The organism is Bacteroides sp. MSK.18.37 (genome assembly GCF_019129155.2).
GTDB lineage: Bacteria > Bacteroidota > Bacteroidia > Bacteroidales > Bacteroidaceae > Bacteroides > Bacteroides ovatus.
Window position 1 is genome coordinate 5,138,180 of the sequence record NZ_JAHOIB020000001.1, and the last position, 17,575, is coordinate 5,155,754.

Annotated in this window: 12 protein-coding genes; all 12 read left to right on the plus strand. The window is 37.0% G+C overall.

Features of this window, described 5'->3' with window-relative positions; all coding sequences use genetic code 11:
- Positions 1–278 precede the first annotated feature (278 nt).
- The 12 genes from KSX81_RS19765 (at position 279) to KSX81_RS19820 (ending at position 17,348) form a co-directional block, all read left to right on the plus strand.
- On the plus strand, positions 279–1,031 hold the full coding sequence (locus tag KSX81_RS19765; RefSeq protein ID WP_004304171.1) for a FadR/GntR family transcriptional regulator: 753 nt from the start codon (positions 279–281) through the stop codon (positions 1,029–1,031).
- A 47-nt stretch (positions 1,032–1,078) separates the two neighbouring features.
- On the plus strand, positions 1,079–2,095 hold the full coding sequence (locus KSX81_RS19770; protein WP_004321345.1) for a hypothetical protein: 1,017 nt from the start codon (positions 1,079–1,081) through the stop codon (positions 2,093–2,095).
- 35 nt (positions 2,096–2,130) lie between these two features.
- Complete coding sequence (locus tag KSX81_RS19775) at positions 2,131–3,042, plus strand: dihydrodipicolinate synthase family protein (protein WP_004300605.1); 912 nt, start codon at positions 2,131–2,133, stop codon at positions 3,040–3,042.
- 116 nt (positions 3,043–3,158) lie between these two features.
- Positions 3,159–4,799 carry a sialidase family protein gene (locus KSX81_RS19780; protein WP_004300604.1) on the plus strand — a complete coding sequence of 547 codons (1,641 nt, stop codon included), beginning with the start codon at positions 3,159–3,161 and terminating at the stop codon, positions 4,797–4,799.
- Between the two features lie 6 nt (positions 4,800–4,805).
- Positions 4,806–6,038, plus strand: a complete 1,233-nt coding sequence (locus KSX81_RS19785) for an MFS transporter (RefSeq protein ID WP_004300603.1) — start codon at positions 4,806–4,808, stop codon at positions 6,036–6,038.
- 36 nt (positions 6,039–6,074) lie between these two features.
- Positions 6,075–9,365 carry a SusC/RagA family TonB-linked outer membrane protein gene (locus KSX81_RS19790; RefSeq protein ID WP_004300602.1) on the plus strand — a complete coding sequence of 1,097 codons (3,291 nt, stop codon included), beginning with the start codon at positions 6,075–6,077 and terminating at the stop codon, positions 9,363–9,365.
- A 19-nt stretch (positions 9,366–9,384) separates the two neighbouring features.
- The gene (locus tag KSX81_RS19795) at positions 9,385–10,839 is read left to right on the plus strand and encodes a RagB/SusD family nutrient uptake outer membrane protein (protein ID WP_004300601.1); all 1,455 of its coding nucleotides are present in this window, start codon (positions 9,385–9,387) and stop codon (positions 10,837–10,839) included.
- Positions 10,826–11,986, plus strand: a complete 1,161-nt coding sequence (locus tag KSX81_RS19800) for a sialidase family protein (protein WP_004300600.1) — start codon at positions 10,826–10,828, stop codon at positions 11,984–11,986. The genes KSX81_RS19795 and KSX81_RS19800 overlap by 14 nt, the downstream gene beginning before the upstream one ends.
- 298 nt (positions 11,987–12,284) lie before the next feature.
- Complete coding sequence (locus KSX81_RS19805) at positions 12,285–13,856, plus strand: PKD domain-containing protein (RefSeq protein ID WP_004300598.1); 1,572 nt, start codon at positions 12,285–12,287, stop codon at positions 13,854–13,856.
- Between the two features lie 62 nt (positions 13,857–13,918).
- Positions 13,919–16,000: a beta-glucosidase gene (locus KSX81_RS19810; protein ID WP_004300597.1), complete on the plus strand. Its 2,082-nt coding sequence runs from the start codon at positions 13,919–13,921 to the stop codon at positions 15,998–16,000.
- Positions 16,001–16,191: 191 nt separating this feature from the next.
- Positions 16,192–16,737: a DUF2500 family protein gene (locus KSX81_RS19815; RefSeq protein WP_004300596.1), complete on the plus strand. Its 546-nt coding sequence runs from the start codon at positions 16,192–16,194 to the stop codon at positions 16,735–16,737.
- Between the two features lie 20 nt (positions 16,738–16,757).
- Entirely contained in the window at positions 16,758–17,348 is a 591-nt protein-coding gene (locus tag KSX81_RS19820; RefSeq protein ID WP_004300595.1) for a sugar O-acetyltransferase, read from the plus strand.
- Positions 17,349–17,575: the final 227 nt, after the last annotated feature.

Genomic DNA, 17,575 nt, shown 5'->3' on the forward strand with positions numbered 1-17,575 from the left:
GTGATTTTGTCTGTATCTTTAATTGCTTATTTTTTGGGTATCCTATCTTATGAATTTATGCCTTCACTATAATAAGTAGATATCGCTACTATGTTTAAAATGAGTATCTCTGCTCTTGCTATTGTTCTAAATGAGAGCTCAATATGTACTAAAAGTATGTTTTTCAACATAAATGTGCATTTTCTTATTATAATGCCCTTGTATTCTAAAAAAAATCTCTTAATATTGCATTTGTATTATTTGTCAGACAAATACTACAAATGGTAAAATCTAATAATATGAAGATAGAAATTAATCAAACAACATTGATCGATCAGGTAGAAGACAGCTTACTTACCTACTTTAAAAAGAATGATTTGAGATGTGGAGATTCTATTCCCAATGAGAATAATCTGGCCGCAGAATTAGGAGTTGCAAGAAGTGTTGTCAGAGAAGCTTTGAGCCGTTTGAAAATGATGGGACTGATTCATGCGCGCCCTCGTAAGGGAATGGTTTTGACTGAACCTTCCATTTTAGGTGGAATGAAAAGAGTGATAGATCCTCGTGTTTTGAGTGAAGAAACAATTTTGGATTTATTGGATTTCAGAATCGCACTTGAAATAGGAATATCAAGTGATATTTTCCGTAAGATAACTCCTAAAGATATTGAGGAATTGAGCGAGATTGTGAAAATGGGAATTGTTTTCGAGAATAACGAGTATGCGTTAATCAGCGAATCGGCTTTTCATACAAAACTATACAAAATTACGGGAAATAAAATAATATCTGAATTTCAGGAAATCATTCATCCTATACTTGTCTATGTGAAAGAAAAGTTCAAAGACTACTTAAAACCTATAAATATAGAGATGAGTAAAAGCGGCAGAATAGCTACTCATGCTGATTTATTGGATTTTATAAGAAAAGGAGATGAGAAAGGCTATCGTGATGCCATTGAAAGACATTTTGAGGTTTATAAGATTTTTAAAGTGAACCGGAGTCTGGAATTGATGGCAGAGAAAAACGAAGAAGAAAGGATAGATAGTATATGAGAAAACAGTATTTTTTTATTTTATATTTATCTTTAATTTTATCATATATGAATACGGCTTGTTCGAGAAAAGGAGAAAATAAGATAGTAATGCAATGGGAAAACTCATTGTTACTTCCGGGATGTACCGGTATGCTGAAAAACGTTGGATTGGCTGGTGCATACTCAGGAATAGTAGAGGATAAATTACTAGTGCTGGGAGGAGCCAACTTTCCTGATAAATATCCTTGGGAGGGAGGAGTTAAAACTTGGTGGTCTACTTTATATAGTTATGATCTGCACATGGATAAGTGGACTGTTTATGATGATTTCCTTAACAGCCCATTAGCTTATGGAGTTTCGATATGCTTGCCGGAAGGGTTATTATGTATTGGAGGATGCGATCGTATGCAATGTAGCGATAAAGTTTTTCTCATAAAAAAAGAGGGCGTTTCATTTGTAGTAGATTCTGTTAGTTATCCGGCTTTACCGGTTCCGTTGGCAAATGCAACGGGGGCTATTGGGGATAACTGTATTTATATTGCTGGGGGGCAGGAAACTATGACAAATGAACAGTCGACCAATCATTTTTATATGCTTGATTTATTGCATAAAGAAAAAGGATGGCAGAAGATGCCCGGTTGGGAGGGACCATCGCTCGCCTATGCGGTGAGTGTAGTTCAGGGAGGACGATTCTATCTTTTTAGTGGAAGGAGTTATGCTCCGAATGAAGTGATGGTAGAATATACGGAGGGGTACGTATATGAACCAGGTAGCAGGAAATGGAGCAAAATAGCTGGTAATTTTCCTGTAATGGCGGGGACTGCTATTCCATATGAAAAAGACAAGATAATACTACTGGGAGGAGTTGAAGAAATACTACCTACATCTCCCGAGCATCCGGGATTTAGCCGTAAGCTACGAGTCATCAGTACAGAAACAAATTCTTTGGTGGATTCTTTAGACTGCCCTTATCCTATTCCTGTTACGACAAATGCGGTTTATATGGGGAATGACGTTTACGTGGTAAGCGGTGAAATACAACCTGGTATACGAACTCCCTTAATTTTGAAAGGAACTTTCTGAAAATAAAGTAAAATAACAATCTAATTAAATGCACTATGAACAATTATGAAAAACTGGAAGGTATGGTTGCGGCCACCTTCACCCCATTGGATGAGAATGGGGACGTAAATTTATCTGTTATTGATAAATATGCTGATTGGATAGCATCGACTCCTATCAAAGGGGTATTTGTGTGCGGCACAACCGGTGAATTTTCTTCATTGACGATCGATGAGCGTAAATTAATTCTTGAAAAATGGCTCGTTTCTGCCCGTAAGCGATTCAAGGTCATAGCTCATGTAGGCTCAAACTGTCAACGAAGTGCAATGGAACTGGCACGTCATGCTGCACAAGTAGGGGCCGATGCTATTGCTTCAATTGCTCCCTCTTTTTTTAAACCGGGAACAGTAGATGAATTAGTTGATTTTTTTGCACCTATTTGCCACTCTGCTGCTGGCTTACCTTTCTATTATTATAATATGCCATCGATTACAGGGGTTAATTTGCCGGTGGATAAGTTTTTGGTAGAAGGGAAAAAGAAAATACCTAATCTGGTGGGTACTAAGTTTACTCATAATAACCTGATGGAGATGGGAGTTTGCATAGAGTTGGAGCAACATCGGTTTGAAGTATTGCATGGTTATGATGAAATTCTTATTTCCGGCTTGGCTATGGGAGCTGTAGCAGGAGTTGGAAGTACGTATAATTATATACCTAATGTCTATCAGGCTATTTTTGATTCAATGAAAATGAACGATTTGGAAACGGCTCGCCACAATCAGATAAAATCCATACGTACCGTGGAGGTTATTATTAAATATGGTGGCGGAGTGCGCGGTGGCAAAGCGATTATGAAGCTGATAGGTATTGATTGCGGTTCTTGCCGGTTGCCGATAAAACCTTTTTCTGTTGATGAATATGAAAAACTAAGAGGTGATTTGGACGCTATAAAATTCTTTGAATTCTGAAAATAATAAAGAGGAGATGACAGTAAAAGTGTATTGCTGGGGTAAGCTACTTTACTTTCTGTCTATCCCCTCCAATCTAGTTAAATGCGTTCAAAATTACCTAAAATAAAGATACTATGAAAGTAAGTAAGAAAATATTTATCATATTTTCGATGATTTTGTTATTGGTGTCACCAGTCACATCTTTAGGTAAAGACATAAAATGGATACTGGAGAGACCTGTTATTCCTGTGTTGGTAAAGAAACCGGCAAATCCTGTAATGAAGATAACTTTAATCAGGACAGATAATCAACCTTATGTTATCCGGCAAATAGATCTGGATTTATTGGGGAGCACGAATGTGGCAGATATTGTTTCTGTTGCCATATATGGTGCGAAGAAGAATGGACTGATAGATACGTCTCGTTTACTTTGTAATGCACTTCCCGCTACACAAAAAATGTCATTTACTAATGAAGTGCAGGTTAATCAGGATTCTTTGTCTTTTTGGGTAGCCGTAACATTGAAAGATACGGTTTCACTGGATCATCGTGTTCAGGTTAATTGTAACCGGGTGAAAACCACGAAAGGCAATCTGAAAATTTTGGATAAAACAAGTAAACCTTTACGAGTAGGAGTAGCTGTACGACAGAAAGGACAGGATGGATGTATCTCATCACGTATTCCAGGATTAGCTACTAGTAATAAAGGCACTTTATTGGCCATTTTTGATGCCCGCTATGATTATCCTCGTGATTTGCAGGGAAATATAGATATTGCTCTTCATCGTAGTACAGATAAGGGAGTAACTTGGCAACCCATTCAAACTGTTTTGGATATGAGGGAATGGGGAGGTTTACCACAGAAATACAATGGAGTGAGTGATGCCTGTATTTTAGTAGATAAAAATACTGGTGATATTTATGTAGCCGGATTATGGATGCACGGTCTGCTGGATAAAGACGGAAAGTGGATAGAAGGTCTGAATGAAAACAGTACGAACTGGACACATCAATGGAAAGGTAGAGGTTCTCAACCAGGAACAGGGCTAAAAGAAACTTCCCAGTTTATGATAGCAAAAAGTACGGATGATGGTCTTAGCTGGGGCTTTCCGGATAATATAACCTCAAAGACGAAACGCCCTGAATGGTGGTTATTTGCACCTGCACCCGGACAGGGAATTACGTTGACAGACGGAACGTTGGTATTTCCTACACAAGGACGTGACGAAAACGGGCTTCCTTTCTCGAATATTACGTATAGTAAAGATCATGGAAAGACGTGGGTGACCAGTAATCCTGCATATCAGGATGTTACGGAATGTAGTGTCGTACAATTGGGTGACGGCGCCTTGATGTTGAACATGCGTGATAACCGGAACAGAGGAAATAAAGACGTGAACGGTCGTAGAATCTGCACAACTATTGATCTGGGAGAAAGTTGGAAAGAACATCCAACTTCACGGAGAGCACTCGTAGAACCTACTTGTATGGCAAGTCTGCATCGACATGAGTATATGGAAGAAGGAAAGAAGAAAAGCATGCTTCTGTTTGTAAATCCGAATAATTATGGGACAAGAGATAATCTGACTTTAAAAGTTAGTTTTGATGATGGAATGACTTGGCCGGAAGAACATTGGATTCTTTTCGACCAATATCGTAGTACTGGATATTCCTGCATTACATCCATAGATGAAAATTCAATAGGTATATTATATGAGAGTAGTCAGTCGGATTTAGCTTTTATAAAAATCAATTTAATAGAGATTTTAAAGTAAACGGACATGAATAATAAAACTTCAAATATATATCCTTGGGTAGTGGTTGGGCTGCTGTGGGGTGTTGCCTTGTTGAATTATATGGACAGGCAAATGCTTTCCACTATGCGAATTCCAATGATGGAGGATGTGCGGGAATTGGAATCAGCAGCCAATTTCGGTCGCCTGATGGCTGTATTCTTGTGGGTATACGGACTGATGAGTCCTTTATCGGGGATTGTCGGTGATCGTATGAGCCGCAAATGGTTGATTGTAGGTAGTCTGTGTGTGTGGTCAGGAGTTACTTACTTGATGGGATATGCCACCACTTTCAATCAACTCTACTGGTTGCGTGGAATTATGGGAATTAGTGAAGCGTTGTATTTACCTGCTGCTTTGTCATTGATTGCCGATTTTCATAAAGATAAGACTCGTTCGTTGGCTGTGGGAATACATATGACAGGGTTGTATGTGGGACAGGCTATCGGTGGATTTGGAGCTACTTTTGCAGCAATCTATTCCTGGCATACAACATTCCATTGGTTTGGTATTATAGGTGTGGGTTATGGTGTTATTCTGGCATTTCTTCTGCGTGATAAAGAGAGAGGAAGTGTATCTGAAAATCAGAAGATGAAAAAGATTCCTGTATTGAAGAGTTTGGGAATGTTATTTTCCAATGTCTTTTTCTGGATTATCTTATTTTATTTCTGTGTACCGGGCACCCCGGGATGGGCGGCAAAGAACTGGTTACCGACTCTTTTCTCTGACAGCTTATCTATTGATATTTCGGTAGCAGGTCCTATGTCTACTATTTCTATAGCTTTGTCCTCATTATTCGGTGTGTTGGCAGGTGGATATATATCCGACCGTTGGGTATTAAAAAATGTACGTGGAAGAGTATATACTGGTGCTATGGGTTTGGGGCTTATCATACCTTCCTTGTTGTTTATCGGATATGGTCATTCTATTTTCGCACTGGTGATGGGGGCTATGCTGTTTGGGATAGGTTTTGGTATGTTTGACGCAAATAATATGCCTATTCTCTGTCAGTTTGTGTCTGCACGTTACAGGGCAACTGCCTATGGTATTATGAATATGTGTGGTGTATTTGCCGGAGCTATTATTACGAGCCTTCTGGGTGAGTCGATGGATGCCGGACATTTGGGACGCGATTTTGCGTTGCTTGCTATACTGGTATTTGTTATGCTGGTCATTTTGGTCACTTGTCTGCGACCTAAAACGATTGATATGAAAGATTAATCCTTATATAATTTATTCATTCTAATTTTATTTTTTATGAAAAACTCAATAAAGCATACTAAAGATTTATTAATATTATCGATGGTATTTATCTTATCATCTGTATTTTCAAATATTCAAGCAAATAATATTAATTCTGAAGATATAAAGGTCTCTGGTGTAGTACAAGACCAGACAGGAGTTGAATTACCAGGAGTTTCAATATCCGTAAAAGGTATGGATAAAGGTACTATCACCAATGCTTCCGGTGAATTTTCTATAATGGTTCCTCCTAATGCAACTCTGATTGTCTCTTTTGTCGGAATGGAAACAAAAGAGGTTGATATTAAGGGACGGAGAAATATTGTGATTGTTTTGGAAGAGAGTTCTGTGTTACTTGATGAAGTCGTTGCCATTGGTTATGGTAAACAGTCAAGAGCATTAATAACAAATTCTATTTCTAAGATAAATAAAGAGGAATTTCAAAAAGCACCAGGACAGAATCCGTTATTACAATTACAAGGCAAAGTTCCAGGTTTATCCTTACAAATATCTAATGGACAACCGGGGGCAGACCCTCAAATATTTATTCGTGGAGGTAGTTCTACTTCACCTGAAAGTGATACTCCCTTAATAATTATTGATGGTATAATATCACAAGGATTTAGAAATATATCAGATATGAATCCTGCAGATATAGAATCGATAGAAGTTCTGAAAGATGCTGCTTCTACTGCTATTTATGGTTCCAGAGCTGCTAATGGTATAATCTTGGTTAAAACCAAAGCTGGTCAGAAAGGGAAACCTACTGTCAGTTTAAGGTATACGTATGGAGTGGAACAACAACCGCAGAGAATTCCACTATTGAATGCACGGGATTATATAACATTATCCCGTTCTAATATTGCGAAATTTAATCAGGCTGATTTGACATATAATGGAAAGGAAGATCAGGCAAAATTCTTAAGTGGTTCTTTTGGTATGTCAACAGGAAATCCGAGAAACTCTAAAAATACACTTGAATTTTTGGATGTTTATTTGCAAAAGTATGGTCAAGGTTATGTGAGTAATCTGCTGGAACATGAGGGCTGGCAAACCATGGCGGACCCTGTTACGGGAAAACAGCTCATCTTCCAGGATAATGACTTTCAGAAAGCAACTTTCACAACAGGACAAAAGCATGAGGTTGATCTTAGTATTAGTGGAGGAACAGAGGCGATTAACTATTATGTAGGTTTAAGATATTTGAATCAGGATGGTATACTTAGAGGTACAAATTATAAAAATTATAGTGTCTTATTTAATGGAAATTATAAATTAAGTGAGGCATGGAGTTTGTCTACTAAAGCTAGTCTGCAGGTTAGAGATGCTGTGGGAGGTGGAAATACAGTCAATACTATATCTCGAAGTATATTAACACCACCGACCTACAGATTGTACTATGAAGATGGAACTCCAGCCCCCGGAGAAGGTATTTCTTCTTTCAGAAGTAGATTGCATGAGATTTATTATAAAACAAATTATGATGATACTAGTGTGTATAGGACAACTTTTCAGTTGGGTGCAATCTGGAATATTTTACCTGGGCTAGTTTTAAAACCAACAGCCTATTATTTTGGAACTGAAGGTATTGAGAATTATTTTCAGGCAGATAATGAGACGACTGGAAATACAATCCGTCCTGCTTCAGCTAAGCATAACTATGACAGACATTTGCAGGGAGATTTGGTTCTTTCGTATGATAAGAAAATCAAGGAGCATAATATAGGAGCTGTAGCAGGTGCCAGTTATACTCATGATTATAGTTACAGACTTTCGGCAAGCGGTAGTGGATCTTCTATAGATTTAATTCCAACATTAAATGCAACGGCAGATAGTACACAAAGAGCAAGTTCTACTAAGACAATGGAAGCTACTTTAAGTTATTTTGGACGTGTAAACTATGATTATAAAGGTAAATATATAGTTTCTGTCAGTATGCGTGCAGATGGTTCTTCACGGTTTGCAGAAGATAATAAATGGGGATTTTTCCCTGGAGTATCAGCTGGATGGAATATGCATAGGGAAAATTTCTTCAAGCCATTAGAAAGTATTATGAGTCGTTGGAAATGGCGTGCAAGTTGGGGGCGTACGGGTAATAACAATTTGAGTGTTGCCAATTCAAGAGGTGAGTACAAAATTACAGATACTAATTATCAAGGATCAGTAGGTATACTAAATACAACATTAAAAAATTCTCAATTACGATGGGAAACGACGGAATCGTATGATATCGGAGTCGATCTCGGATTTTTTAATAATAGATTGGGATTATTAATTGACTACTATAATAAACTGACATTTGATAGATTGTATGATGAACCTTTATGGAATTCTACGGGCTTTAGTTCGATTAAGAGTAATTATGGTTCAGTAAGAAACTCCGGAATAGAAATAGAGTTGAATGCTACTCCTATTCAAACCAAAGATTTTTCATGGGATTTATCATTGACGTTTGCTTACAATAAAGGAATCGTAGTAGATTTACCGGATAATGGAGAAGAGAAAAATCGGGTAGGAGGTAATTTTATTTATGATCCTGCTACAGGAGGTACTAAAAAGGTTGGGGGAATTGCTGAGGGCGAAAAGTTTGGTGGAAGATGGGCGTTTCATTATTTAGGAACCTATCAAACGGAAGAAGAAGCAGCTAAAGCCCCTAATGATCCTAATGCGCAAGGTAGAAAGAAACATGCAGGAGATGCCATATTTGAAGACGTGAACAATGATGGGCAATTGGACTCTAAAGATATGAAATTCATGGGATATATCCGACCGGATAAGGTAGGAGGTATTGTCAACTCTTTCAAATATAAAGGACTTACTGTACGAGTTGTAATGGACTGGGCTATGGGACATGTGATAGATAATGGTTTTAAAGGACAGATAATGGGTAGTTCACGTAATAACAATAATGCCATAAAAGACGCAATGACCAATTCCTGGCAAAGTGCGAATGATGGAACGAAATATCCTAAATATACAGTTCAAAGTGATTACGATTATCAATATCGAAATCATATGAGATGGGATAATCAAATAGGCAGTTCTGAAAGTGGGAGTACCAACAATAGCCTGTATTTTAGTAAAGGAGATTATCTGGCATTTAGAGAAGTGTCTTTAAGCTATATGCTACCATCAACTTGGGTTAGAAAAATAAGATTGAGTGGAGTGGAAGTTTTTGCTGGAGCATATAACATAGGTTATATAAAGAAATATGATGGTATGTTTCCTGAAATATATACCGGAGTGGATTATGGGGTATACCCAAGGCCAAGACAATATAATATGGGAGTAAAAATTAATTTCTAATTAAATAAGACTTGTAATTATGAAACAAATTAAATCAATATTATTAGGAATTTCATTGTTTTTGTTACATTCATGCAATTTGTTGGATGTAGATACAGTTTCAAGTATAACGGGAGACGGGTACTGGAATACAAAGGGGGATGTAGAAAGCTATTTGATAGGTATTTATACTAAGTTACGTGATACTTCTAATTCAACTCTTCATTTTGAAGATAGAGGAGATGCTTTTACAACAGGTCTGGAAGGTGGTCCATCGAATTTGTGGGCGCAGAATCTGACTTCACAAAACGGATATGGTTGGTCAAGTTATTATTCGGTAATTCAGCATTGTAATATGTTATTAAAGTATACTCCTGGAATAAGTTTTGGAGTGGAATCTGATAAAAACAGGCTGTTGGCAGAAGCATATTGCATAAGGGGATATATGTATTTCTGTGTAGCTCGTATATGGGGAGATGCTCCTATAGAACTGGAACCGACAGAAAGTTCCAATAAGCCTAAATTAGCAAGGGAGCCGGCAGAGCAAGTTTTAGAACGGGCTCTAAGTGATGTGAATGCAGCAATCAATCTCTTCCCGGAAGAAAGTTATACGAATGGAAAAGGAAGAGCCTCAAAACCGGCATGTTATGCACTGAAAGCCGATATTTTGTTATGGAAAGCGAAAGTCTTGAATGGTTCTGAGCAGGATTTGAAAGATGTTATCACTTATGCTGATTTAGCAAGTAAAGGTCTTTCTTTTGAAGACAATTTTGCCGATATTTATGGTACTAAATATGGAAAAGAAGTGATATGGACTATTCACTTTGAGATTTATGAAAAGGAAGCCCAATATAGTCAAAGTTTGAAGCCAAGAGATGTATTTGTGGAAAAGGCAGTAAATAAAGATGAAATACCTTATGCAAAAGGTGGGGCTCGCAGTACTTATGCACCAAGCTCTTTTTTAATAGATCTTTTTTATGCTAATCCCACTGATATTAGAACAAAAGAGTCTTTTATAATAGCTAAGGATGCGGGAGGAAATGAGATCGGTATTTTCGATAATAAGATGAAGGGGACAAAAACAGAAGGTGATCGTACCTATGATTCGGATATTATCATTTATCGACTTGCAGAGATGTATTTGTTCAAGGCCGAAGCTTATGCAGCATTGAATCAGACACCGCAGGCTATCATTGAGTTAAATAAAGTCAGGGATCGTGCTAAGATAGGTATTTATAATGGAAGTACGGATAAAAAAGTAGTGGAAAAGGAGATTCTGAATGAGCGTGCAAGAGAATTATATCTTGAAAGGAAAAGATGGCCTGATCTTCTCAGATTCCATTTTGGTGGAACAATAGATGTCTATCAGGAAGTTCCGAACTTGAAAAAGAAAGCTATTGATAATATTATTATTCCATTATATCTCGCAATTCCACTAAGTGATATGAATATTAATCCTAATCTGAAACAAACCCAAGGATATGAAAACTTATAAGATTCTGACATGTATATTTCTTATGACGAGCCTATTTACACAGGCTTGTCAAAAAGATGATGATTCACAAGATACTCCGGTTCCACCTTCACCTGAAGAGGAAGTTCCAGCATCCCAATTCGATTATGTCTATAGTCAGGGAGTAGACGGATATGAAGTCTATAGAATACCTGCTATTGTTAAAACGCAGAGTAATACCTTATTGGCATTTGCAGAGGCTAGAAAAGCTAGAAGTAATGGAGACAGTGGAGATATAGATCTTGTTGTTAAGCGTTCGTCTGATAATGGAAAAACATGGAGTAAACAAATAATGATATGGGATGATGGGCAGAATACTTGTGGAAATCCTGTTCCGATTGTTGATGATAAAGGTAGAATACATTTGTTAATGACATGGAATTATCAAACAGATAAGTGGGGAACAATAACCAATGGAACCGGAGAAAACACTCGGCGTCCGTATTATACCTATTCGGATGATGACGGTGTCACTTGGGCATCTCCTGTTGAGATAACTTCTGCTGTGAAAAAAGAAAAATGGGATTGGTACGCTACTGGACCTTGTCATGGTATTCAAATTCAGAAAGGGACCAATAGGGGACGTTTAATTGCTCCAAACTATTTTACTACTAGGGAAAATGGAAAAGTAAAAAGTTATTCGCATATTATTTATTCTGATGATTACGGAAAGACATGGAAACCAGGTGAACCAACTCCGGTTAGTGGTGTTGGCGAATGTTCTGTTGCTGAAATAGGAGAGGGAACTTTAATGTTGAATATGAGAGCGGATGAAGGATTCTACCGAAAAAATAGTATTAGTCAGGATGGTGGTATAACGTGGTCTAATCCTCAAGCTAGCAACGATCAAATAGATTGTAAATGTCAGGGTAGTATACTATCAATAGGACAATCTGTTTTTCTCTCAAATGCAGCTTCTGCTACAGAACGTATTAATATGACTATTAAGAAAAGCTCTGATGGTGGAAAAAGTTGGAAAGGGCAATATATTGTGTATGAAGGAAACTCTGGTTATTCGGATTTGGTTGAACTCTCTGATTCACAGATTGCTCTTATATATGAAGGTGGAGAAAAAAGATATACAGATGGATTGGCTTTTAAAGTTGTCAATATAAAATCGATACAATGAATTGGTGTCAATACATATTGTTCAGACTGTTTTTATTTTCCTGTTCTGATGTGCAGGAGAATACAGATATAAGTTTAACACGCATAAATATGAGTATAAAGAAAAGTGCGGATAATGGTAAAACATGGTCGGCAGGATATGTCGTATATAGTGGGGCTTCGCCTATTCTGATATCGTAATGTTCTCTGATAATGAAATAGGAATTTTATATGAAAATGGCAGCTCAAAGCTATACGAAAAGATTAGTTTTGAGAGAATTAGAATTAATAAAATACAATGAATTTAATATATCACTGATATGAAAAGAAAAGTTTTATATTTATTACAGTGTGTCGTTATGATAGTATTGTCTGCTTGTTCTGAAGATGATTTGCAATCATTACAGGCAGCATTTGAATCGAATGTTCAGGAAGTCACAATGGGTGAAAGTGTCACTTTCAAAGATGCTTCTATCGGTGAACCGACTAAGTGGAACTGGCATTTTGATGGAGGAGAACCGGAGACTTCGGTCTTATTCAGTCCTAGTGTTGTGTACAATAAACCTGGAGTTTATTCTGTCATTTTGTCTGTTGGACGAGGAAGCAATGTTAATGAAATTGTGAAAGAACAATATATTACTGTCAACTACCCATCTCAGATAACAGCCAACTTCTCTGCAGATAAGACTACTGCAACAAATGAAGATATTATATCTTTCAAAGATTTATCTAAAGGCTATCCTAATGAATGGTTGTGGAGTTTTACTCCTAAAGAAGGTGGAGAAATTATTACTTCAACAGAACAAAATCCACAAATGATGTTCTCTCCGGGAATTTATACGGTTAAATTAGTGGCAAAAAATCCGAAAGCATCTTCTGATAAAGTAATGGTGGATTATATCACTGTTATTGATAAGAATGCGATTGCCGCAGATTTTGGAGCACAATGCCGGAATACATATGCCGGAGGATATATTCACTTTTTAGATAAAACATTGGGAATGGTGGAAGACTGGAAATGGACTTTTGAAGGAGGTAATCCTTCTGTTTCAACAGATCAGAATCCTGTGGTGCAGTATGTAAATCCTGGAAAATATAAAGTGACGTTAACGGTCAAAAACTCGGTGAACAGTTCCGTAAAAGAGAAAGAAGGATACGTATATGTCATTTCTGCAGAAAAACTAGTGTTATATTTACCATTCGATGGTGATAATAAAGATATAGGTCCCAATCAATTGAACCCTGAAGAACTTATAGGAGGAACTGGGGCAAATGTCTATAATGCTCCGGCACGTTTTTCTGGCGAAAGTGCTGAATGTAGATTCGCTGCTCATTTCCAGGGAGATAAAGAAAATTATTCAATATTGTCTATTCCTGAAGAAGGGTTAAAGAGCCACTATACGGAGAGTGAGTTTACTGTTGCATTCTGGGTGAAGACTTCAAATATGACTGGAAAGAATGCTATATTCCATCAAGGTGTTGGTCCTGGTGCTACATATACTGATCCTGTCCCAAGACAAAGTTGGTTCAGACTTGATACTAGTGGTAAAACTGTTGTGTTCTGCGTAGAATATAAAGGTAAGGCTGGAAACTGGGCTGAATATGAAGGAAAACGGATGGATGATGGTGAATGGCATCATTATGTTTGTGTTTATCAAAAAGTTGATGGCAAAAGGGATAGTTATCTTTATATAGACGGAGAAAAAGTTATTGAAAAGAAAGGGGTTATTGACAAAGTAGTTGATAATTGGCCATATTACATTGGTTGTAATTATCGCTTTACTAATGGAGCATTTGCCCCTGAAAACTTTTTAAATGGTTATCTGGATGATTTTATTTTGTACGAAAGAATATTATCAGAAAGTGAAATAAAAGAATTATATAATAATTAAATATTAATAGGTAGAACTTCTCTATTATAAAGAGGAGTTCTACATTAAAGAGTTTTCATAATATGAAAAAAATTATCTCACTTGTTTTTATGTTTATTAGTTGCATTGGGATATATGCTCAACAAATAATGGACGCAACTGCGGCATATAAAAAGGCGAATGACTTATTGGAACGATTGACGATAGAAGAGAAGGCACTTATGGTCAGAGGATATAATAAATTCTTTATTAAAGGATTCGAAGAGAAAGGGATACTTCCCATTTACTTGTCGGATGCAACACAAGGAGTAAATATCCGAAATAATTTGCCTGATCCTAATGTGGTGAAACAATTGGAACGCTCAACAGCTTTTCCTTCTCCTATATTGTTAGCCTCTACATTTTCTCCAGATCTATCTTACCAATATGCAAAAGCTATTGGTGAGGAATGTAGAGCCGGAGGTATCGAAGTTTTGTTGGGTCCTGGATTAAATATTTATCGACAATCTCAATGTGCAAGAAACTTTGAATATTTTGGAGAAGATCCTTATTTAGTATCTCAAATGGTAAGTCAATATGTAACGGGACTTCAAAGTACAGGCACAGCGGCTTGTTTGAAGCATTTCTATGGGAACAACACCGAATTTTATCGTAAACGGAGTAATTCTATCATTAGCGAACGAGCTATGAATGAAATCTATTTACCTGGTTTTAAGGCAGGAATAGATGCAGGTGCTATGTCTGTAATGACCTCGTATAACCAAATTGATGGAGAGTGGGCTGGGCAAAGTTCATATGTTATTAAGAATATTCTTAGAGAAAAATTGGGATTTAAATGGTTGGTAATGAGTGATTGGAATTCGGTGTGGAATTTGGAGAAAGTTATTAAATCAGGACAGAATTTGGAGATGCCTGGTTCATATAATTTTGGAGAATCTGTGTTGGGTTTATACCATCAGAAAAAAATCACAGAAAAAGATTTAGATGATATGGTGCGTCCTATTTTGGCTACTTGTATTGCAATGGGATTTTATGATAGGTCCAAATATGACTTGTCTTTGCTTGATAAGTATCAGGAGCATGAAAAAATTGCACGACAAGTGGCAGAAGAAGGAATTGTTTTACTTAAAAACAGAGATAATATTTTGCCACTTGATCCAACAAAGAATAGAAAAATATTATTGACAGGTAAGTTTATATATGAAATACCTCGTGGCTATGGAGCTGCAGAAGTAATCGGCTACAATAATGTAAGTCTGATTGAAGCATTACAGAGAGCTTTTGGCAGAACAGTGTATTATATAGAAAAGCCTACTGTAGCTGATATAAAAGAGGCTGACATCGTTTTGCTAAGTATGGGTACGCGAGATAAAGAAGCAATAGAACGTCCATTTGCTTTGCCAAAAGAAGATGAATCATTAATGCGATATGTCACTAAAAATAATCCTAATACTATTGCTATCCTCAATACGGGATCAGCTATTGATATGTCTGCATGGAATGATCGATTGGCGGGTTTGATTTACGGGTGGTATGGAGGACAATCGGGTTTTGAAGCACTTACAGATATTATCACAGGTAAGGTAACTCCTTCTGGTAAGTTACCAATGACTATAGAAAAAACATTTGAGGACTCACCGGCATGGGGATACTTACCTAAAGGGGCGTCACTCTATAATGAACTTAAAAATGAGCATCTTATCAATGTGTATGATGTGAATTATGGAGAAAGTGTATTAGTGGGATATAGATGGTATGATACAAAAAATATAGAACCACTTTATCCTTTTGGGTATGGGCTTTCTTATACAACTTTTACATTGATTAAACCACGTTTGTCATCTAAAAAAATGAATGACCAAATGATAAGATGTTCGGTGACTATTACAAATACAGGAAGTCAGAAAGGAGCTGAAGTTATACAGCTATATCTCAAAGAAAATCAACCATCTGTGTCGCGTCCCGAGAAAGAACTGAAAAGGTTTAAGAAGATATTTTTAAATTCAGGAGAGAATCAAACTGTAGAATTTGAAATAACGCCAGAGGATTTGGCTTTCTGGGATGATGAAACGCATGATTGGAAAGTGAATTCCGGTCAATATTCTATTTTATTAGGAACATCCTCCAGACATATTAGTCATATTCTTTCTTTCACAAAAGAATGATTGTATAGCTGTCATTTTATTAGGAGATACAATAAGCATGAATTTCAGTTATGATGGAAAATCAAAAGGTCTTGATATATCGGCAAAAGGCTTTTGATTAATCATGAATTAGTAGGTTGAATCAAGTATTTTTCTTAATAATCAGTGTTTTCAGTAGCTTATTTTTATATTTGCGTATAAATGAAAGAAATATGATGAAAACTCTATTTATTAGGATACTTCGCTTTTTGATGCTTCTGATATTTATTGCTTCGTGTGGCATTGGATATGTTATCTACGAAGATACACTGACTGCCTGGTGGATACCTCTTGGAATGGCGCTTTTGATTGCTCTTGTTACTATCCCATTCTATAAGAAATGGATATGGCTGACAACCATGGATGGTAAAGTAATTAATTGTTTGTGTCATTTGGCTTGCATCGGTGCCATCAGTTATGTCTTGTTTCTTGGCGGTAATTATTGGTTTGCCGATCCTGCTTCCACACACGAAGAAACAGTGATGGTACAGAAAAAATATGTAGAAACACACAAGAAGACCCGTAGAGTAGGCAGGCATCGTTATGTTTCGGATGGCATACGTAAGGAATACTATTTGCAGGTAGCTTTTGAGAATGGAGCTGTGGAAGAGCTGCATGTGTCACTTTCCACTTATAATAAGGCCAAGGCAGGTGCATCGAAGATACTGACTTTACAAAAAGGCTTTTTCGGATTACCGGTGATTACAAAAGGACTTTAATCAATCATTATGATATAGATATGGAAAATAGAGAATTGTATGAAAGAATGTTGTCGGGGACTATGTATAATGATTTGTCTACAGAACTGGTTCAGAGAAGAGAACAAGTCGTTTTTCTGACTAATGATTATAACTCTACTTATGGAAAACCCAAAGAGGTTCGTGAAGCATTATTACGCAATTTGTTGAAAGGCATTGGGGAGAATGTTCACTTCGAACCCAATTTCCGGTGTGAGTTTGGATTTAATATCACTATAGGAAACAACTTCTTTGCTAATTTTGATTGCATCATGTTGGATGGGAATCTTATTACAATAGGGGATAATGTATTGTTGGGGCCACGTGTAGGATTGTACACAGCAAATCATGCACTTGATGCCCGGGAACGCATTATGGGAGGTTGCTATGCACATCCGATTGTAATAGAGGATAATGTCTGGATTGGTGCAGGCGTTCATATTATGGGTGGTGTTACCATTGGGAGAAATTCGGTAATCGGAGCAGGAAGTGTAGTGACTAAGGATGTGCCGGAAAATGTAATCGCTGCGGGAGTGCCATGTAAAGTAATTCGGGAGATCACGGATAAAGATAAGACCGACTTTTTAGGGTAGGTTGGCGTGTGCTATTAAAAAAAGTCACATCACTTTTAGAGGATATAAATCGTTCTGAAAGTGATGTGTCTTTTAAAAAGAGGTTCTTCTTTAAGTGAAATTCCATAGTTCGGACGATTTTTCGTCTTATCAATTTTGTGTTTTGTCTACGAACGGGATGCATTCGTCTCATTTCAAAAATCGGCAATCTTCTATACTCTATCTTCGTGACGAAATAAAAACAGAAT

Excerpts from the sequence above, each read along its gene's own strand:
- KSX81_RS19815 (WP_004300596.1), top strand. The coding sequence starts at position 16,192 with ATGATGAAAACTCTATTTATTAGGATACTTCGCTTTTTGATGCTTCTG.
- KSX81_RS19790 (WP_004300602.1), top strand. The coding sequence starts at position 6,075 with ATGAAAAACTCAATAAAGCATACTAAAGATTTATTAATATTATCGATG.
- KSX81_RS19775 (WP_004300605.1), top strand. The coding sequence starts at position 2,131 with ATGAACAATTATGAAAAACTGGAAGGTATGGTTGCGGCCACCTTCACC.
- KSX81_RS19820 (WP_004300595.1), top strand. The coding sequence starts at position 16,758 with ATGGAAAATAGAGAATTGTATGAAAGAATGTTGTCGGGGACTATGTAT.
- KSX81_RS19800 (WP_004300600.1), top strand. The coding sequence starts at position 10,826 with ATGAAAACTTATAAGATTCTGACATGTATATTTCTTATGACGAGCCTA.
- KSX81_RS19795 (WP_004300601.1), top strand. The coding sequence starts at position 9,385 with ATGAAACAAATTAAATCAATATTATTAGGAATTTCATTGTTTTTGTTA.
- KSX81_RS19785 (WP_004300603.1), top strand. The coding sequence starts at position 4,806 with ATGAATAATAAAACTTCAAATATATATCCTTGGGTAGTGGTTGGGCTG.
- KSX81_RS19810 (WP_004300597.1), top strand. The coding sequence starts at position 13,919 with ATGAAAAAAATTATCTCACTTGTTTTTATGTTTATTAGTTGCATTGGG.
- KSX81_RS19780 (WP_004300604.1), top strand. The coding sequence starts at position 3,159 with ATGAAAGTAAGTAAGAAAATATTTATCATATTTTCGATGATTTTGTTA.
- KSX81_RS19805 (WP_004300598.1), top strand. The coding sequence starts at position 12,285 with ATGAAAAGAAAAGTTTTATATTTATTACAGTGTGTCGTTATGATAGTA.
- KSX81_RS19765 (WP_004304171.1), top strand. The coding sequence starts at position 279 with ATGAAGATAGAAATTAATCAAACAACATTGATCGATCAGGTAGAAGAC.
- KSX81_RS19770 (WP_004321345.1), top strand. The coding sequence starts at position 1,079 with ATGAATACGGCTTGTTCGAGAAAAGGAGAAAATAAGATAGTAATGCAA.